Below are 16,006 nucleotides of genomic sequence, written 5' to 3'. Positions count from 1 at the left end.
TCGCGGCCGAGTATGGGCGTGTCCATGACCAGATCGGGACATCCCTGCGGACATAAGACCGGCGTTATGGTGCCGACGCGTGACGCTGCGTAAGCTGCCGGGATGCAGCTGGAGTTGAGACATCTGCAAGCCGTCTGCCAGATAGCGGAGACGGGAAGCCTGGGGGGTGCGGCGCGGATCCTCGGGGTCTCCCAGCCGGCGCTCTCCGCCCAGCTGCGCCGGATCGAACGGGTCACCGGCGGCGAACTCTTCGTCCGGGGCCGCCTCGGGGTCGAACCCACCCCGCTCGGCCAGTTCGTGCTGGCCAAGGCCCGCCGGGTGCTCAGCGAGATGGACGCCCTCGGCTCGGAGGCGCGGGCCCGGACGGCCGACGCCCCGCTGCGCCTGGGCTGCATCCTGCTGGTGCTGATCGACGGACTGATCGCCCGGCGGGACCTGGTCCTGTCCGGCCGGGAGATCACCGTGGACATCGAGGACTCGGTGACCGCCCTGGTGCGGATGCTCGGCGCGGGCCGCTACGACGTCATCGTGTACGGCGAGGTCAACGACCACGAGGTGCCGCTGCCCGCCGGAGTGACGGCCCGCACCCTGGTCCCCAGGGAGCCCTTCTGCATCCGGATGTCGGCGCGGCATCCGCTGGCCCGGCTGGAGGCCCTCGACCTCGCCGACCTCGCCGACGAGCAGTGGATGACCCTGATCGAGGACGATGACGGCGGACCCGAGGCGCTGATCGAGGCCTGCGCCAAGGCGGGCTTCGTCCCCGCCCTGCGCTACCGGATCACCGACCGCATGATGCAGTACGACCTGATCTCCGCCGGCCGCGCCATCTCCCTCAGCCAGCCCACGGCACCCGCCGTGACGGGCACCGTCATGCGCCCGCTGATCGGATCACCGGTCACCGGCCGCATCCGGCTCGCCTGGAACCGCTCGACGGTCTCGGCCCGCCAGGCGGAGCTCTTCTACCGGTCGGCGGTCTACGCGTACCTGGCCAATGTGGACAACAACCCTTTCCACCGGATGTGGTGGGACGGGCATCCGGAAGCCCACCCGACCCTCGACTGACCGCCCGCACGGCGCCCCGGGCCGAGTCCTGACGTCATTTCATACTCCGTACATGGAAAGGGTATTCAGCTCCCTCTACGCTCTCCGCATGGCAGTGGCCGCCACGTCATTTCCCCTCCGGACAGCAGAGGAAATACCCATGAGCAAGAGAATCCGCGCACAGGTCAGCCGCAGAGGTTTCCTCGCGGGCACCGCCGCGGCCGCGGCGGCCGCCACCGTTCCCGCGGTCGGCCAGGCGGCGGCGGCCCCCGCGGCGGCCGCGAATCGCCCCAACATCCTCCTGATCGTCACCGATGACCAGCCCAAACAGACCGACTGGGCCCTCCAGAAGACCATCGGCTGGCTGGCCGGGGAGGGCGTGAAGTTCAACCACGGCCACGTCACCACCCCGCTGTGCGCACCCTCCCGCTCCTCCGTGTTCTCGGGCCGCTACGCCCACAACCACGGGGTCCGCAACAACGCCGCTTCGGCGTCCCTGGACCAGAACACCACCGTCCAGCGCTATCTGAAGCAGGCCGGATATCGCACGGGCCTCTTCGGCAAATACCTCAATGCGTGGAACCTTGCCGACGCGCCTCCGCATTTCGAGGATTACGCACTGCTCCAGCCCGGATACGTCGACGCCAAGTGGAACGTCAACGGGTCGGTCCAGACGATCAACGGCTACACCACGAACATCATCAAGAACCGCACGCTGAGCTTCCTGGACAAGGCGGCCACCGACACCCGCCCCTGGTTCGCCTACGTCACCCCGTACGCCTCGCACGGACCCCGCACGCCCGAGGCCAAGTACGCGGGCGTGCCCGTACCCGAGTGGAACGGACGCCCCTCCGTCACCGAGGCCGACCGCAGTGACAAGCCGACCTACATCAAGGAGGCCACCGGCACCCTCGAGGACGGCAAGCGCATCCGCGCCGAGCAACTGCGCGTGCTGCTCTCCGTCGACGACGCGGTCCAGGCCTTCAAGGACAAGCTGGCGGCCACCGGCCAGCTCGACAACACGCTCGTCATCTACATCGGCGACAACGGCTTCGGCTGGGCCGACCACGGCTGGACCGCCAAGTCGGTGCCCTACAGCCCGGCCCACGAGGTGCCGTTCTACCTCTCCTGGCCCGCCGGAGGCCTCGGCGCCGGCACGGTGGACAACCGCATCGTCGCCAACATCGACATCGCGCCCACCATCCTCGACGCCGCCGGGATCACCCCGAACACCCCGCAGGACGGCACGTCGCTGCTGACCTCGTACAGCCGCGACCACCTGCTCGTCGAATGGTGGCGCCAGGGCCAGGGCCAGGGCACGGACCACCGGACCTGGTCCTCCTACGTCGCCAAGGACAAGCAGTACGTCGAGTACTACACGCTGTACACCGACACCAACGGCACCGTGGCCGGCACCGGAGAGGTCAAGTTCCGCGAGTACTACGACCTCGCCGCCGATCCGCACCAGCTGGTCAACAAGCTCTATCAGGCCACCCCGGAGCAGGAACGGAACCTGGGCATCCCGGCCCTGGCCGCTCAGCTCGCCGCCGACCGGGTCGGCTAGCCCCCCCACCTCCGGCCGGGCGCGCCCCCGTGCGCCCGGCCGGACCGCACCCATCCGCACGTAAGTCCACCGTCCACCGGAGCCCTCATGTCCTCCTCCTGCTGCACCCCGGGCCACGACTCCCCGGCCGGCGCCCTGACCCTGCTCGCCGCGCCGGCCGTCGCCGCGCCCCGGGCCGTCCGCGGTCTGCTCGACCTGCCCGGCGGGCGCTTCCTCATGGGCACCGACGACGCGGACGGGTTCCCGGCCGACGGGGAGGGACCGGTCCGGGAAGTGGCGGTGGACCCCTTCCGGATCGCGCCGACGACGGTGACGAACGCCCAGTACGCGACCTTCGTCAAGGCCACCGGCCATGTCACGGAGGCCGAGGACTTCGGCTTCTCCTTCGTCTTCGCCGGGCTTCTGACGGGCGAACTCGCCCTCTCCGCACCGGCCGTGGACGGGGTCCCGTGGTGGCGGGCGGTTTCCGGTGCGAGCTGGAAGCACCCCGAGGGGCCCGGGTCCTCGATCGCCTCCCGGCAGAACCACCCCGTCGTCCACGTTTCGTGGAACGACGCGGTGGCCTACTGCGCGTGGTCCGGAACCAGGCTGCCCACCGAGGCCGAGTGGGAGTACGCGGCGCGCGGCGGCCTGGAGGGGCGCCGCTACCCCTGGGGTGACGAACTCGCGCCGGGCGGCCGGGTGCTGCTGAACATCTGGCAGGGCGACTTCCCCACCACCCACACCGGCGGCCGGACCGGCACCGTCCCGGTGAAGTCGTACCGCCCCAACGGCCACGGGCTCTACAACGCCGTCGGGAACGTGTGGGAGTGGTCCGCGGACCCCTTCGCCCCGGGCCACCCGTCCCGTGCGATGCGCGGCGGGTCCTTCCTCTGCCACGACTCGTACTGCAACCGCTACCGGGTCGCGGCCCGCAGCTCCAACACCCCGGACAGCTCGACGTCCAACATCGGCTTCCGCGTGGCCGACTGAGGGTCTATCAGCCCGTCTCGACGGCGAGGGCGGCCACGTGATCGGTGACCATGTCCAGGATCTCGGCGGCGGCCTTCTCGTCCCCGAGGACCAGGAAGTTCAAGGTCACCCCGTCCGTCATGGCCGCCAGATAGCGGGCCAGCACGGCCACCGGCACGCTCAGCTCGAACGGCGTGATCCGCCGGAGCTCTTCGAGCAGCTCGGCGTACGTATCGCAGTACGACTCGTACTGCTTGCGCGCCAGGTGCCCGAACTCCGGCTGGCGCAGCGCGTACTGGGTGAGCTCGTAGGTGAGCATGTGCGCACCCGGGCTCGCCACGACATGGTCCCAGTACGCCTGGAAGCCGGCCCGGATGGTCTCGCGCAGCGTCGGCCTCGGCACGATCGCGGCCTTCACGAGAGTGACGTAGTGCGCCGTGATGGTCTCAATGACCGACTCCAGCAGCGCCTGCTTGGAATCGAAGCAGTAGTGGAAGACGCTCAGGGAGACGCCCGCCTCGGCGGCGATGGAGCGGGTCGTGGTCCTGGACACCCCGTCGCGGGTCATCGCGCGGATCGCCGCCTCCGTCAGCTGCCTGCGCCGGTCGGTCAGCGGCATCCGTGCCATGTACGCGTTCCCCTTCGCTCCGGTGCGCCCCGAGCGGGGTGTCCGCGGGCGCACCGGCCCCGGACACCCCGCTCGACGCCGTCAGCTGCTGTATACGCCGACTTCGTACAGGGAATAACCCCACTGGGTGCCGCGTCCCGCTCCGTGGACGCGGACGTACCTGGCCGGGGCACCGGCGAACTGGGCCGTGTCCAGGCCGCCGTCACCGCTCGCCGTGGACCAGGCCGTCTGCCAGTTCGTGCCGTCCGGAGAGAGCTCGATGCGGTAGGACCTTCCGTACGCGCGCTCCCATTCGAGCGTGACCCGCTTGACCAGGGCCGGCGAGCCCAGGTCGAACTGCACCCACTGGCCGTCGTTCCAGTCGCTCGCCCAGCGGCTGCCCCGGTCGCCGTCGACGGCCCTGCCGGGCGCGTAGCTGATGAACGGGTTCCACTCGGCGGAGCTCGCCGAGGCGGCGGCGCCCGCCGCGAGGTTCACTCCGGCCTTGTGCTGCTCGGAATTGCCCCAGGTGCGCAGGTAGGACTCGGCGCCCTTGAACAGGTCGTCCACCACGCCCTGTCCGCCGGTGAGCCGGATGTCCTCGATCCAGTCGGGCACCAGGCCGTAGTGCGAGGCGCCGTCGGTGTTGAGGTCCCAGGTGCGCTGGCCGGTGGTCACCTTGTCGATGACGGAGCCGCCGTCGGTGCTGCGGAAGGGGTACGTGACCGGGTTCGGGGTGTTCGCCCCGCGCGGGCCGGGCCAGCCGCCGACGCCGTTCATGTCGGTGCCGTAGCCGTAGCCGACGTTGTACTTCTCGCGCAGCGCGTCGGTCCGCTTGGCCTCGGCGCTGAAGCCCTCGGAGCCGCCCATGTACGCCGTGGCGAAGCCGCCGAGCTTGTAGAGCCGCTCGGTCCAGCCCAGGTCCATCCAGCTGTGCGAGGAGATCACGCCGGGGTAGGACTCGGTTTCGAGGATGTCGAAGGCCTGGCCGGCCGCCTTCACGCTCATGTGGTCGAGTTCGAGCATCATCTTGCGTTTCATCATGCCGCGCACCGCGTAGTCACCGAGGTCGGTGAGGCCGCGGGTGTTGCACTGGGCGCCCGAGGCGTACGAGGGCACGCTCACGCCCGCCGGAAGCTGCTTCTCGGCCGAAGCCGCGGGGGCCAGGCCGATCGGGTTGTCCTGCTGCGGTCCCCGGCACTGCTCGGTCTGCCAGAAGGTGCCGGTCGACAGGAACTGCCCGACGTTGATGGCCGTTCCCAGCGCACCCTCGTCGAAGCGGACCCCGCACAGGGCGTTGTCGAACTTGTGGCACAGGAACATGCTGCGCACGCCGAGGTTGTACAGCTCGTCGAGGCCGCGGTCGATGTCCGCCTTGCCGCACTGGGCGATGTCCAGGATCTGCTTGCAGCCGAAGGGCTCGGAGGTTTCGACGCCGAGGACCACGGCCAGCTTGCCCTGCTTGATCACCTCGCGGGCCTGGGCGGAGTCGGTGACGATGCGGAACCAGCCCTTGCCGGCGCCGCCGTACATCTTGTCGACGTAGGCCTGCATGTCGTAGGTCTTCTTCGCCTCCAGCCGGATGGCGGTCATCTCGTCGCAGCCGCGGTCCTTGAAGAAGTAGACCGAGCAGATCACCCCGTTGGTGACGAGGTCGTTGACCAGGACGCGCTGGCCGCCGCGCCAGGCGCGCTCGATCCAGGCGTAGTAGTTCTGCTGGTGGGTCAGCGAGTCGTGGGCGGGCCAGTCCTTGAAGGTGGGCCAGCCGTCGGGGTCGTGCTTGCCGTCGCCGCCCTTGGTGATGAAGTCGAAGATCGCCAGGCTGCCGTCCGGGTAGTGCTCGGGACAGTCTTTGAGCGCGTCGGCGATCCCGGCGTCGGAGAACGGCTTTCCGCAGATCAGCCGGCCGCCGAAGCCCTCGTTGGACATGATGTGGTCGTGCGCGTCGACGAAGCCGCGGACGTTGCCCTGGGCGTCGGTGCCCTTGAAGGGCTCGCCGGTGACGTTGATCTGGGAGTCGGGCGCGGGCCGTGCGGTCGGGTTCCACCAGCCGTTGTCGGCCGCCGCTCCCGGTACGGGGCCCAGCGCCATGGCGAGCAGGCCGATCAACAGGGACAGGATCGCGATCGGCTTGCGCCGGCGGTGGGGGCGGGGCCCCGGTCGTTGCCTGCGGGGTTCTCGGCGTTCTGGGGTCAGGGCCACTACTCACGTCCTCGGTCGGCGGAGGGCGCGGTCGAGGACACGGTCCACCGGAGGCGTGGCCGCCCTGGCACCTGTTTGTCATGTCCCGCGCAAGCGTTGGGTCGAGAATCGCTACTGCCGGGTACAGAGTCAAGGGTCCGGGTCACATGACCTGATGGATCGTCACCCTACTCGTCCGTAGGTTCGCCGTCAGCGGGATGCGGAGGATCGGGTGCAGTGGATCGGGTATGGAGGCCGGGGCCTGGGCCGGGGCCAGGCAACGGGGCCCGGTAGTGCGGGAGTTTGAAGCGGGGCCGGGTGTCCTGGGGCCCTGACCGGTGGGAACCGGTAGGAATCGGTGGCGGGATGCTGTTTCGGCCACCCGGTGGTGGGGTGGGGGCGCTGCGGCGCGGCCGGCAGGGGGGTCCCGGGGCCCGGCGCGGGGGCCCCGCCCCGAGGCGTGCGATGTCTTCCGCCGCCAGGTCCTGAGTCCCCCCTCGTGGTGTTTCTGTGGAGGTCGCCCGGGGCCGTTCGCGGCTTGATCCCTGGTACTGCGGGCGGAAAGCGCCATAGGACGCGAAACACGGCTCCGCTGCCCGTTCACGTGTTCTCCGTTTCTGCTTCACCGATCCGTGTGTCCCAGAGTCCTACGCCCCGTGGATTGTCATGCCCGCGGCCATGGGTGGGTGGCCGTTTTCCGGCCACGCACGGCTTGTGGGGAAGGGGGGCGGTCCGGTGTCTCAGCCACGTTTTCTGTTCGTGTCCTGGGTGGACGTAGAAAGACGTCAGGCGCCTGCACCGATGGCGGGGGGACCGCACGCGGTGTGCGGGAGCGGCGGCCACGGCGGCCAGGGAGGCGGGCCCGACGCCGTCACCTGGCGCCTGGTCGGCTCCAACAATCACGAACTCGGCCGCAGTCCTTCGGTGTTCCGCGCCCTCGGCGCCTGCGGCGCGGCCGTGGAACGGCTCCGGGAGCGGATCGCCGAGGCGGTCCCGATCGTGGCGATGTCCTCGGCCTTGGCTTCGGCCGCGGGTGCGGGCACGGCGGCGGGAACGGCCGCCGGAACGGCTTCGGCCCCGAGTGCGGGAGCGGACGCGGGAAATCGTACGGGTACGGGTACGGGTACGGGTCCCCGCAGGGTGGGCGGCGTGCTCCCGGGCGGCTCCGGCGCCCTGTCCGGTTCCGGTTCCGGTTCCGGCGTCGGCGCCTGGACCTGGCAGCTCGTCCTCGACGAGCAGTGCGTGGCCGTGGCCGTCCGCACCTTCCGCCGCCAGCGCGAATGCCGGCACAGCCTCCAGCTGTTCCTGTCCGCCGCCGCCGAGGCGCAGGTGGCCTCCGGGGTCACCCACACCCGGCGGCTGCGCGGTCTGCGGCTGCCCGGTGCCGGGGACGCCCCGGGGCTGGCCCTGCGCGGGGGAGGGCTGCGATGACCACGACCACGGTGATCCCCCCGGCCGTCCCCGAGGACGAGCACATCACCCCGCGCGCCCTCTCGGGGAGCGGCGATCCGGCCGACCGGATCTTCCGCGGCTCGGCCCGCACCGCCGGCGCCGCCGTCCTGCTCGTCATGACCCTGGTCGGCGTCTTCCTCGGGGTCCGCGCCGTCAGCGCCCTCGACGATGCCGGCTGGTCCTTCTTCACGACCTCCGCCTGGGAACCCGACTCCCACAACTTCGGTGTGGCGGCGGTGCTGGTCGGCACCCTGCTGATCGGCGGCGTCGCGATCTTCTTCGCGCTGCCGCTGGCGATGGGCACCGCGCTCTACATCACCGAGTACGCGCCGCGCCGCGTCAAGCAGACCCTGATCAGCCTCGTCGACCTGATGGCCGCGGTGCCCAGCGTGGTCTACGGCCTGTGGGGCCTGTTCCTCTTCCAGCCGTACGTGGTCGGGCTGTCCCGCTGGCTGACCACGTACCTGGGCTGGTTCCCGCCCTTCGCCGTCGACGGGGACGACCCGAGCGACCCGCTCAGCCCGAACACCTTCTACACCTCCTCCACCTTCATCGCGGGCATGGTCGTCGCGCTGATGGTGACGCCGATCGCCTGTTCGGTGATGCGCGAGGCCTTCGCCCAGGCGCCGCCCGGCGAGCGCGAGGGCGCCTTCGCGCTCGGCGCCGCCCCGTGGGGCGTCATCCGCTCCGTCGTCCTGCCCTTCGGCAGGGGCGGGATCATCGGCGGCACCATGCTCGGGCTCGGCCGCGCGCTGGGCGAGACCATCGCCGTCTACCTGATCATCTCCCCGGTCTTCGTGATCCAGCCGCACATCCTCCAGAACGGCGCCATCTCCGTGTCCGCCCTGATCGCCCTGCGCTACGGCTCGGCCAGCCCCCTCGGGATATCCGCGCTCATGGCGGCCGGCCTCACCCTCTTCCTGATGACCCTGGTGGTCAACTTCATCGCCTCCTCGGTCGTGGCCCGCAGCCGCTCCGGAGCGGGGGCCGACGCATGACCGCCCTCACGCACAAGCCGCACGTCCCGGGCGCCGTCCCCGCCGGCTCCGCCGTCCCCACCGCCACCGCCGCCACCGTCCGTCCGCCCGTGGTGGGCGACGGCGCCGGGGTCCCGCCCGAACACCGGCGCAACACCGCGACGTTGCACCTGCGCGACGTCCTGGCCATGGCGGGTGCGGCCGCCGCCGCGCTCGCCGTGACCGCCCTGCTGTTCGGCCGGATCCTGCCCTTCGACGCCCCCCTCGGCTTCGTGGTCGTCCTCTACCTGGCCTTCATGGCCCTCTACGCCGTCTTGGTCTCCCTCGACGAATCCGCCGCCACCGTGCGGGCCCGCCTCGCGCAGGTCCTCGTGCACAGCATCGCCGCCCTGCTGATGACGGCCCTGGTGCTCGTCGTCGGCTACGTTCTGATGCGCGGCTGGTCCGCCCTGGCCCACCTGAACTTCTTCACCGAGGACATGGCCGCCACCGGCCCGCTCGAGCCGCTGACCCAGGGCGGGGCACTGCACGCGATCGTCGGCACCCTGGAGCAGATCGGCATCGCGCTGGCCGTGTCGGTGCCGCTGGGGCTGGCCTGCGCGGTGTTCCTCAACGAGGTGCCGGGCCGCTACGCGCGGTTCGTCCGCACCATCGTCGAGGCGATGACCGCACTGCCCTCCATCGTGGCCGGCCTGTTCGTCTACGCGACCTGGATCCTGCTGCTCCACTTCGACAAGTCCGGCTTCGCCGCCGCCCTCGCGCTGTCCGTGATGATGCTGCCGATCGTCATCAGGGCCTCCGACGTGGTGATCCGGCTGGTGCCGGGCTCGCTGAAGGAGGCCTCCTACGCGCTGGGAGCCGGTCAGTGGCGCACCGTGTGGACGGTGGTCCTGCCCACGTCCCGGTCCGGACTGACCACCGCCGTCATCCTGGGCACCGCCCGCGGCATCGGGGAGACCTCCCCGGTGCTGCTCACCTCGGGCATCGCCAACGGGCTCAACGCCAATCCCTTCGAGGGACCGCAACTCTCGCTTCCGCTCGCGGTCTTCAGCCTGGTCCAGTCCCCGGAGAAGTCCATGATCGCCCGCGGGTTCGGCTGCGCCGCCCTGCTGATGGGGCTGGTGCTGCTGCTCTTCGTGCTCGCCCGCGTCATCGGCGGCAAGGCCCCGGGCCAGCTCGGCCGCGGGGCCCAGCACCGCCGGGTCCTCGCCTCCGCCCGTGACCTGGAGCGGATGCGGGCCCGGGCCGAAGAGCGGGACCTCGCCCTGGCCGAAGAGGAGGCCGGGGGGCCGGAGCCACAGGGGTGGCCGGCCGTACCTCCGCCCCGGGCGTAGCCGCCCCGCTCCTCGCGGCCCCGCGCCGCGTCCATTCGTACGATCTGTGACCGATCAGGAGAGTTCCCCATGCCCGGACGACCCCCGGCATACCCCGTGCGTGCCCCTTCGGGCGACCGCGCACCCACCCGGCGCGGACGCCTCCTCGGCCGCGGACTCGCGCTGCTCCTGGCGGCGCTGGCCGCCGTCGTGCCCGGTGCGGTGCCGGCCGCCGCCGAGAGCTACGTACCGGTCTCCGGAGCGGGTTCCACCTGGAGCCAGAACGCCCTCGACCAGTGGCGGGCCAACGTCAAGCAGTACGGCATGACGGTCAACTACAGCGGTACGGGATCGTCCGACGGCCGCAACCAGTTCCGCAACGGCACCGTCGACTTCGCGGTCTCCGAGATCCCGTACGGGATCAAGGACTCGGGGGTCGTGGACCCGCCGCCCGCCCGGAAGTTCGCCTACATGCCGATCGTCGCGGGCGGCACGGCCTTCATGTACAACCTCAAGATCGGCAACCGCCGGGTCACCAACCTCCGCCTCTCCGGGGAGAACGTGGCGAAGATCTTCACCGGCGTGATCACCGCGTGGAACGACCCGGCGATCAAGGCCGACAACCCGGGCCTCGCCGCGGCCCTCCCCGCCCGCAGGATCGTCCCCGTCGTCCGCTCCGACGGCTCGGGCACGACGGCCCAGCTCACCAAGTGGCTGAGCACGCAGCACGCGGGGCTGTGGGACACCTACTGCGGCAAGGCCGGCCGCTCCACGCCCTGCGGGCAGACCTCCAACTACCCCACCATCGCCGGCCGCGGGTTCGTCGGACAGTCCGGCTCCAACGGCGTCTCCGGCTACGTGGCCCAAGAGGGCAACATCGGCACCATCACGTACGTGGAGTACTCCTACGCGGTCTCCACGACGGGCTTCCCGGTCGTCAAGGTCCTCAACAAGTCGGGCTACTACACCGAGCCCACCGCCCAGAACGTCGCCGTGTCGCTCGGCAACGCGCAGATCGACCCCGTCGACCTCACGCAGAAGCTGGAAGGGGTCTACACGGGGGCCGACGAGCGGACCTACCCGCTCTCCAGCTACAGCTACATGATCATCCCGACGGCGCAGGAGTCGAACTTCAACCCGCAGAAGGGCAAGGCGCTCGGCGCCTTCGCCTACTACTTCCTCTGCGAGGGGCAGCGCTCCGTCGACCGGCTCGGCTATTCGCCGCTCCCCATCAACCTCGTCCAGGCGGGTCTGGAGCAGGTGCGCCGCATCCCCGGCGTGGCCGTGGCCAACATCGACATCAAGAACTGCCGCAACCCCACCTTCTCGCCCGACGGCAGGAACATCCTCGCCGAGACCGCCCCGAAGCCCGCCGCCTGCGACAAGCAGGGCCCCACGCAGTGCGAGACCGGAACCGGCGGCAACAAGAACCCGACGCAGAACGGCAGTTCCGGTGGCGGCGGCGCGGCGGCCTCCGGCGGAGCCACGGGCGGCGCCGGTGCGGCGGCCTCCGGCGGCGGCACGGGAGGTACGGGCGGCGCGGCCTCCGGCGGAGCCACGGGCGGCTCCGCGGGCGCGGCCACGGGCGGTACGGGCGGAGCCACCGGCGGGAGCGGCGCGGCGGCCGCCACGGGCGGTACGGGTGACGGCTCGGCCAGCGGCGGCGCGGACGGCGGGGGAGTGGACCCGCAGACCGGGCAGCCCCTCGCGGCGGGCGCGGCCGACCTGTTCGGCATCCCCGTCACCACCTCGAGCGGCATCGGCGGGTCCCTGCAGACCGTCCTGATGGTGCTCGGCGCCCTGATCCTGCTGGCCGTCACGGTCGCCCCTCCGCTGGTCACCCGGCGCCTGGCGCGGCGCGGCCGCACGGGAGGCGGGTCCTGATGCGCACCCCGCTCCTGCGTACCGCGCTCCTGCGCACCGGGCTCCTCCGTACCGGGCTCCTCCGGACCGCGCTCCGGGCACCGCTCCGGACCCCCCTGCGCACGCGCCGGATCCGGCTGCTCTTCGGCTCGCTCTGCCTTCTCCTGCTCCCCGTGGTCGCCACCTCCGGGCCCGCGGGCCTGGGGCCGCGGGCCGCGTACGCCGCCACCGGGGAGGCCGCGGGCTCCGAGGTCACCGTGTCCGGGGCCGGCGACTTCGCCGACCTCAAGGTGACCGTCGGCCAGACCCGCAACCTCGTCGGCCAAGTCGTCAAGATCTCCTGGACCGGTGGGAAGCCCACGGTCTCCGACACCGCCTACAGCGCCAACTACCTGCAGATCATGCAGTGCTGGGGCGACGCGTCCACCGGCCCCGCCGTCGACCAGTGCCAGTTCGGCGGTTCCTCCGCCCTCGGCGCCGGCGCGGGCAACCAGGCCGGCGCCTACACCAACACCCGCCAGCTCAACTACGGGGACAACCTCCGGGACTCGGAAGGCGAGCCGCTGCCGCCGCCCACTCCGAGCGGGATCTCCTACGCCCCCTTCCGCACGGTCGGCGGGGACCCGGTCAGTCCGGGCAACTGGAACGAGTTCTACGACGTCAACAGCACCAACGAGGTTCCGTACGCCCGCACCAACGCCCGCGGCTCCGGCGAGGTCTGGTTCGAGACCCAGACCGCCATCGAAGCCCCCGGCCTCGGCTGCGGCACCGCGGTCACCGGTTCCGGGGGCGCCGTCGCCGGACGGGGCTGCTGGCTGGTGGTGGTGCCGCGCGGCGAGAAGGAGGTCGACGGCAGCGCGTACACCGCGCAGTCCAGCGGCCAGCTCCAGTCCTCCCCGCTCAGCCCGGCCAACTGGAAGCAGCGCCTCGTCGTCCCGCTCGGCTTCGAACCCCTCGGCAGCTACTGCCCGATCGGCGCCGAGGAACGCGGCACCCTCGGCTCCGAGATGGCCGCCGAGGCCGTCACCCGCTGGCAGCCCGCCCTGTGCCAGACCGGTGGCAAAGCCATCTACGGCTACGCCCAGGTCCCCGACGAGACCGCCCGCGTCAAGCTGCTCTCCGGCGCGCCCGGGCTGGTCTTCCTCGGCCGGCCGGCGCCGGCCGACCCGGCCCGCAAACCCGTCTACGCCCCCGTGGCCCTCTCCGGCATCACCATCGGCTTCTTCATCGAGAGCCAGGCCGGATTCCAGGCACCCGACGAGGTCAGGGCCCGCAACGGGGTCCGGCTCAGCAGCCTGCGGCTCACCCCGAGGCTGGTGGCGAAGCTGCTGACCGAGTCCTACCAGGACGGCAACTCGCGCTTCGCCGAGAGCACCGCGAAGAACCCGGTGAACCTGGGGCACGACCCGGAGTTCATGCACCACAACCCCGACTACGCGGGACTGGACTTCCCGGGCAAGCTCGGTGACGCCCTGGTCCCGCAGCCGCTCGCCGACACCACCCGGCAGCTGTGGGAGTGGGTGTCGCGGGACCCGGCCGCCCGGGAGTTCCTCGACGGCACGCCCGACAACACCGGCGCGCACGGGGACGCCTCGTACGCCGGCATGGCGGTGAACCCGAACTACCGCGGGATCGCCCTGCCGTTGGACACCTTCCCCAAGAGCGACCCGTACTGCCAGCCCTTCCCGGAGGAGCACCCCGAGTCCCCGCTCTGCATCCAGGACAAACACCCCTACGCCACCGACATGCACGCCGCCGCGCGCGCCGCGAGCCGGGGCGACACCCTGGCCCGTACCTCCTGGGACGCCACCGCCACCCCGCCCGCGTACAAGAAGGACCCGCCGCAGCTCGCCGGCTCGCGCGCCGTGCTCGCCGTCACCGATACCGCGACCGCCGACCGGTACGGCCTGGTGCGCGCCGAACTCCTCAACGCGGGAGGGAAGTTCGTCGCACCCGAGCCGGCCGCGCTGATCGCCGCCGCGAACGCCCGCAAGGCCGGGCCCGACGGCGTCAGCTCGCCCGACCCGGCGGCCGCGGACCCGGCGGCGTACCCGCTCACCGTCCTCACCTACGCCGCCACCGTGCCCGCCGACCTCACGGAGGCGGAGGGCAAGGACTACGGCGCCATGCTGGCCTACGCGGCCGGCCAGGGGCAGACCCCGGGCGTGGCGGCGGGCAGCCTGCCGCACGGCTACGCCCCGCTGCCGCAGGCCCTGCGCGCCCAGACCCGGGCGGCGGCCCAGCGGGTGAGCACCGAGGCGGGCAAGAAGCCGACACCGTCGCCGGAGCCTTCGGCGCCGAGCAGCCCGCCCCCCGGCGCCGCCGGCGGTACTCCGTCCGGTACGGGCGGCGCGGCGGCCGGCGGCTCCGGCTCCGCGGGTACGGGGACCTCCGGCTCCGGATCCTCGACCGCGGGCGCCGGCTCCACCGCGGGCGGCGCGGCCGCGCCCGGCCCCGCCCCGGCCTCGCCCAGCGCCGCCGCGGCGGCCACGGGCGGCGCGGGCGCCACCGGCGCCTCGGGCGCCCCGGCCGCGCAGGCGGCGGGGACCACACCGGTCTGGGCCGTCGGAGCCATCCGCAACGTCCTGCTGGTCTGCCTCGTCGTCGGGGCGCTCGCCGCCTTCGCGGGTCCGCTGCTCCCGCGCTTCCTGCCCGGGGCCCTGTCCTGGCTGCGGTCGCTGCGCGGCGCGGCGGGCGGGGCGGCCGTGGGTCTGCCGGCGGACTGGGCGACCCACAAGAAGTCCGGCCCGAGGGACTGGAGCCCACCGGACCAGGAGTGAAGTCCGCAGGACCAGGAGTGAAGTCCGCAGGACCAGGACTGCAGTCCGCCGGACCAGTGCCCGAGCCCGCGCTGCGGCTCGGCACGACGAAGGGCCCGCGGCTTCCACGACGAAGGGCCCGAGGTTCCCACGACGAAAGGAGGTGATGCCCGGCGACGACCGTCTGACCAATCCGCGCCAACGGAACTTCATCCCACGCGCGCCGGGCACCACCCCGGGCGCAGCCTAGCTGAGGGGTCATCCCAAGTGAACAAGAAGAAAATCGCCTTCGGCGTCTCGGCCTTCGCTCTCGCGGCCACCGTCGCCGGAGCCGGCCTCGCCGCCGCCGACCCGTCGGGCGCGCCGACGTACCGACAGCTCTCCGGCGTCGGCTCCGACACGACCCAGGACGTCATGAACGGCATGGCCGCGGCCATCACCGTGGGCGGCCAGAGGGTCATCGGCTCCTACGACTCCACCGGCTCCGCGAACATCACCACCAAGGACCCGGCCAACGGGAACTGCACCATGGCCCGCCCGAACGGCTCGGGCGCCGGCCGCTCCGCGCTGCTCACCTCGCTCCAGGCCGGCAACGGCTGTCTGGACTTCGCCCGCTCCTCCTCGCTGAACCTGGCGGCGGCGGCTCCGGGCCTGACCTACGTGCCCTTCGCGGTCGACGGCGTCACCTACGCCATCACCCCCGGCTCGGCGATCCCGCGCAAGCTGTCGCTGACCGACCTGAAGGCGATCTACCACTGCGACCCGAACTACGTGGGTTCGGGCCCCAACTACGCCATGACGGTCTACCTGCCGCAGGCCGGCTCGGGCACCCGCAGCTTCTGGGAGTCCCAGATGGGGATCACGGACGCCGACGTCGTCGCCGGCATCTACCCCTGCATCAAGGACAAGAAGGGCACCACCCCGGTGCAGGAGCACGACGGCCGCCTCCTCGACGACAAGTCGATCGTGCCGTTCTCCATCGCCCAGTACCAGTCGCAGTCCTCGCAGACCATCGCGGACCTGCGCGGCCGCGCCATCCTCGGCACGGTCGACGGCACCGCGCCCACCGTCCTCAACAGCGGGTTCGGCGTGAAGCGCGACGTCTACAACGTGATCCCGACCAACAAGGTCGCCACCGCGCCGTGGAGCACCGTCTTCGTCGGCGCCAACTCCGAGATCTGCAAGCAGACCTCGGTGATCAACACGTACGGGTTCGCCGCCAGCCCGAACTGCGGCGACACCACCAAGCAGACCCCCTGACCCTGATCGCCGCCCGAGCTTCACATTCTGGAGACGTT

Annotated in this window: 11 protein-coding genes; 9 read left to right on the top strand and 2 right to left on the bottom strand. The window is 71.8% G+C overall.

The window, feature by feature from the left end; all coding sequences use genetic code 11:
- The first annotated feature begins 102 nt into the window (after window positions 1-102).
- The 3 genes from ACIQV3_RS08875 (at window position 103) to ACIQV3_RS08865 (ending at window position 3,577) form a co-directional block, all read left to right on the top strand.
- Complete coding sequence (locus ACIQV3_RS08875; RefSeq protein WP_403711188.1) at window positions 103-1,062, top strand: LysR family transcriptional regulator; 960 nt, start codon at window positions 103-105, stop codon at window positions 1,060-1,062.
- Between the two features lie 139 nt (window positions 1,063-1,201).
- On the top strand, window positions 1,202-2,605 hold the full coding sequence (locus ACIQV3_RS08870; RefSeq protein ID WP_403711186.1) for a sulfatase: 1,404 nt from the start codon (window positions 1,202-1,204) through the stop codon (window positions 2,603-2,605).
- Window positions 2,606-2,692: 87 nt separating this feature from the next.
- A complete protein-coding gene (locus ACIQV3_RS08865; RefSeq protein ID WP_403711184.1) occupies window positions 2,693-3,577 on the top strand; it encodes a formylglycine-generating enzyme family protein in 885 nt (294 codons plus the stop codon).
- Window positions 3,578-3,584: 7 nt separating this feature from the next.
- Here ACIQV3_RS08865 and ACIQV3_RS08860 read toward each other — a convergent pair whose 3' ends face one another.
- Together ACIQV3_RS08860 and ACIQV3_RS08855 are read right to left on the bottom strand one after the other, a co-directional pair.
- Entirely contained in the window at window positions 3,585-4,184 is a 600-nt protein-coding gene (locus tag ACIQV3_RS08860; RefSeq protein WP_403711182.1) for a TetR/AcrR family transcriptional regulator, read from the bottom strand.
- A gap of 81 nt (window positions 4,185-4,265) precedes the next feature.
- On the bottom strand, window positions 4,266-6,254 hold the full coding sequence (locus ACIQV3_RS08855) for a discoidin domain-containing protein (protein WP_403711622.1): 1,989 nt from the start codon (window positions 6,252-6,254) through the stop codon (window positions 4,266-4,268).
- 891 nt (window positions 6,255-7,145) lie between these two features.
- On the opposite strand from ACIQV3_RS08855, the gene ACIQV3_RS08850 reads away from it, so the two are divergent.
- From ACIQV3_RS08850 to ACIQV3_RS08825, 6 genes are all read left to right on the top strand, one after another.
- Window positions 7,146-7,775: a hypothetical protein gene (locus ACIQV3_RS08850; protein WP_403711180.1), complete on the top strand. Its 630-nt coding sequence runs from the start codon at window positions 7,146-7,148 to the stop codon at window positions 7,773-7,775.
- Window positions 7,772-8,794 carry a phosphate ABC transporter permease subunit PstC gene (pstC, locus tag ACIQV3_RS08845; RefSeq protein WP_403711178.1) on the top strand — a complete coding sequence of 341 codons (1,023 nt, stop codon included), beginning with the start codon at window positions 7,772-7,774 and terminating at the stop codon, window positions 8,792-8,794. The genes ACIQV3_RS08850 and pstC overlap by 4 nt, the downstream gene beginning before the upstream one ends.
- Complete coding sequence (gene pstA, locus ACIQV3_RS08840) at window positions 8,791-10,107, top strand: phosphate ABC transporter permease PstA (protein WP_403711176.1); 1,317 nt, start codon at window positions 8,791-8,793, stop codon at window positions 10,105-10,107. Before pstC ends, pstA begins: the two co-directional genes overlap by 4 nt.
- Window positions 10,108-10,176: 69 nt before the next feature.
- Complete coding sequence (pstS, locus tag ACIQV3_RS08835; protein ID WP_403711174.1) at window positions 10,177-11,970, top strand: phosphate ABC transporter substrate-binding protein PstS; 1,794 nt, start codon at window positions 10,177-10,179, stop codon at window positions 11,968-11,970.
- Window positions 11,970-14,729 (top strand): hypothetical protein, encoded by a 2,760-nt coding sequence (locus ACIQV3_RS08830; protein WP_403711172.1) that lies wholly within the window; start codon window positions 11,970-11,972, stop codon window positions 14,727-14,729. The genes pstS and ACIQV3_RS08830 overlap by 1 nt, the downstream gene beginning before the upstream one ends.
- 246 nt (window positions 14,730-14,975) lie before the next feature.
- Window positions 14,976-15,968 (top strand): hypothetical protein, encoded by a 993-nt coding sequence (locus tag ACIQV3_RS08825; RefSeq protein WP_403711170.1) that lies wholly within the window; start codon window positions 14,976-14,978, stop codon window positions 15,966-15,968.
- Window positions 15,969-16,006: the final 38 nt, after the last annotated feature.

The organism is Streptomyces sp. NPDC099050 (assembly GCF_044759865.1).
Taxonomy (GTDB): Bacteria; Actinomycetota; Actinomycetes; order Streptomycetales; family Streptomycetaceae; genus Streptomyces.
Note: the sequence above shows the minus strand (reverse complement) of the source record. Positions and strands in the feature narration are given on the sequence as shown.

Excerpts from the sequence above, each read along its gene's own strand:
- ACIQV3_RS08875 (WP_403711188.1), top strand. The coding sequence starts at position 103 with ATGCAGCTGGAGTTGAGACATCTGCAAGCCGTCTGCCAGATAGCGGAG.
- ACIQV3_RS08870 (WP_403711186.1), top strand. The coding sequence starts at position 1,202 with ATGAGCAAGAGAATCCGCGCACAGGTCAGCCGCAGAGGTTTCCTCGCG.
- ACIQV3_RS08865 (WP_403711184.1), top strand. The coding sequence starts at position 2,693 with ATGTCCTCCTCCTGCTGCACCCCGGGCCACGACTCCCCGGCCGGCGCC.
- ACIQV3_RS08860 (WP_403711182.1), bottom strand. The coding sequence starts at position 4,184 with ATGGCACGGATGCCGCTGACCGACCGGCGCAGGCAGCTGACGGAGGCG.
- ACIQV3_RS08855 (WP_403711622.1), bottom strand. The coding sequence starts at position 6,254 with ATGGCGCTGGGCCCCGTACCGGGAGCGGCGGCCGACAACGGCTGGTGG.
- ACIQV3_RS08850 (WP_403711180.1), top strand. The coding sequence starts at position 7,146 with ATGGCGGGGGGACCGCACGCGGTGTGCGGGAGCGGCGGCCACGGCGGC.
- pstC (WP_403711178.1), top strand. The coding sequence starts at position 7,772 with ATGACCACGACCACGGTGATCCCCCCGGCCGTCCCCGAGGACGAGCAC.
- pstA (WP_403711176.1), top strand. The coding sequence starts at position 8,791 with ATGACCGCCCTCACGCACAAGCCGCACGTCCCGGGCGCCGTCCCCGCC.
- pstS (WP_403711174.1), top strand. The coding sequence starts at position 10,177 with ATGCCCGGACGACCCCCGGCATACCCCGTGCGTGCCCCTTCGGGCGAC.
- ACIQV3_RS08830 (WP_403711172.1), top strand. The coding sequence starts at position 11,970 with ATGCGCACCCCGCTCCTGCGTACCGCGCTCCTGCGCACCGGGCTCCTC.